A 2,399-nucleotide genomic window follows, 5' to 3' on the forward strand; every position below is an offset into this window, starting at 1 on the left:
TATTTTGGTATTTTGGGTTTTATGTTTGTTAATTTTGGGTGTGTTTTAAGCTGCTTTGGGGGCGCCTGTTTTTTGGGGGCGCATGTCTTATCGGGCGAGTTATACTTTTCGGGGCGGGGATGCCGTTGGGTCCGTGATCGGGTCCGGGCATTTCGGGACCAATTACCTGTTTCATCATGACCGGGTGGGGGCTGACAGCACCTTCCCCGAGGTCATTGACCGTGTCGGGGTGGACCTGATCCGCTATCCGGGCGGCACGGTGACGGAGGAATATTTCGATCTCGCCAACCCGACTGCCACGGTTCAGTCCAGCACGTTTGGCCGGGCCGACAAGACGGTAACGCCGATACAGGATTTCCTGCAGTTCGCGGCGCAATCCGGGTCGGAGGCGGTCATCGTGCTGCCGACCTACCGGTATTTCGATCAGGTGACACGCCAGATCGACCCGGCCGCCGAGGCGATCATCAAGTCCTTCGTTCACGCCGTCCTGTCGGGCGATTACGGCGATGCGGCGATCCGGGGGTTCGAGATCGGGAATGAATGGTACCAGGACCGGTTCGGCTGGAGTGCCGCCGAGTTCGGCGAGGTCCAGAGCAGGATCGCGTCCTGGATCGACGAGGTGATCGGGCAGGATGCGGACTGGCAGGATGTCGGTGTCTATGTCCAGGCCGGGCGTGGCGACGATGATGACAATGGTATCGAGGATAACCAGGAAATCGCCGCGCAGTTCACACAGGCCGAGCTGGATGCGGTCGATGGCCTGATCTCGCATTTCTATGCTGCGACCAGCTCTGGCAATCCGCTGATCCTTGGCGGTGGCGTCAATCGCCGCCTTGGCGAGATAGCCGACCATTGGGACGTATCCGATCAGACCGGTCTTGATCTGGTGGTGACGGAATGGAATATCGGCGGTGACGGCCCGGACAACACATCCGTCACGGGATTGATGCGCAATGTGGCGCTGCTCAATGTCTTTTCCATCATGCTTGAAAATGGCGTCGACCTGTCCGCGATCTGGACCGCCCAGGCCCCCGGTCCGGCGGGGCTGAGCAACAAGGAGGGGGATGATTACCTGACATCGACCGGCTATCTCTACCGGATGATGCGCCGCGAACTGGTTGACACCCAGGCGGTGGACATGGCGCAGAGTGACAAGATCAGGGCCGGAAACGGCACTCAGATCGGCCGCACCTACGTGTTCGAGGGTGACGGCAAAACCGTTATCTACCTGGCATCCGCGGTTGGCAAAACCATCGACCTGAAGGTTGACCTGGGCGGTTACATGAAGGCGGGGTCGCATATTCACGCGACGGTGCTGGGGGCTGCTGACGGCTCTGCGGCAACAGATTACCGCGTGGTCGCGCAAATGACCGCGATCAGCAATGGCGATCTGGGCGATGGCGGCCGCTACAAGTTCAAGCTGGACGCCTACGAGGTGGTGCAGGTCGTCATCACCAATGATACCGGTGTGAAGCTTTTCGGCGATGACGATATCGCGACCAATGACGCGCTTGACGGCACGGCTTACGCGGACGAGCTCTGGGGTTTTGACGGGCAGGACAAGCTCAGGGGCTTTGACGGCGATGACCTGCTGGGCGGTGGCCTGGGCGACGACCGGATATTCGGCGGTGCCGGCATGGACACGATCGAGGGCGGCGATGGCGATGACCTGATCGATGCGGGCGACGGCAATGACGTGATCAAGGCGGGAAACGGCTCGGACACGTTCGAGGGGGGCAATGGCGACGATACGCTTGATTATTCGGCCAGCGGAGCGGGCGTGCGCATCTATGCGCGCGAAGGCATTGTTGAAGAGGATGGCAGCGGTGCCATCGACCGTTTTTCGGGTGTGGAGAATTTCGTCGGCTCCGATTTCGCCGATACGATTTTCACCGATGATACGACCGGGTCGGTCGACAGCGGTCTGGGCGATGATTTCATCCGCATCCTCGGCGGTGCGGAGACCCGGATAGATGCGGGCACCGGCGATGACTTCGTCCTGGCGGAATTCGGATCGGCCGATATTCAGCTTGGCGATGGCAATGACAGGCTGCTGTCATATGCCGCACAGGTGGATGTCGATGGCGGTGCCGGGGATGACGTCATCCATGGCGGCGATCAAAACGATACGATTGCCGGCGGCCAGGGCAATGATACGCTCAGCGGCGGCGACGGGCAGGACAGGTTCGTTTTCAACCCCGGCGGCGGCAGCGACCTGATCCTGGATTTCGACACGGCCGAGGACATGCTGGACCTCACCGGCTTCGACATCGATTTCGACGATATTGTCGTGCTCACCACCGCGCAGGGCGTGGACCTGCAGGTCGCCGGGCAAAGCATCGTCGAGATACACTCCATCACCCCCACAGATATCACAACCGACATCTTCCAATTCTAAA

At 60.2% G+C, this 2,399-nt stretch carries 1 protein-coding gene; it reads left to right on the forward strand.

Features of this window, described 5'->3' with window-relative positions; all coding sequences use genetic code 11:
- Positions 1-82: 82 nt before the first annotated feature.
- Entirely contained in the window at positions 83-2,398 is a 2,316-nt protein-coding gene (locus LC334_RS22970) for a calcium-binding protein (protein ID WP_085802637.1), read from the forward strand.
- Position 2,399: the final 1 nt, after the last annotated feature.

The organism is Roseovarius aestuarii, from assembly GCF_019966515.1.
In the GTDB taxonomy this organism is placed as follows: Bacteria; Pseudomonadota; Alphaproteobacteria; order Rhodobacterales; family Rhodobacteraceae; genus Roseovarius; species Roseovarius aestuarii.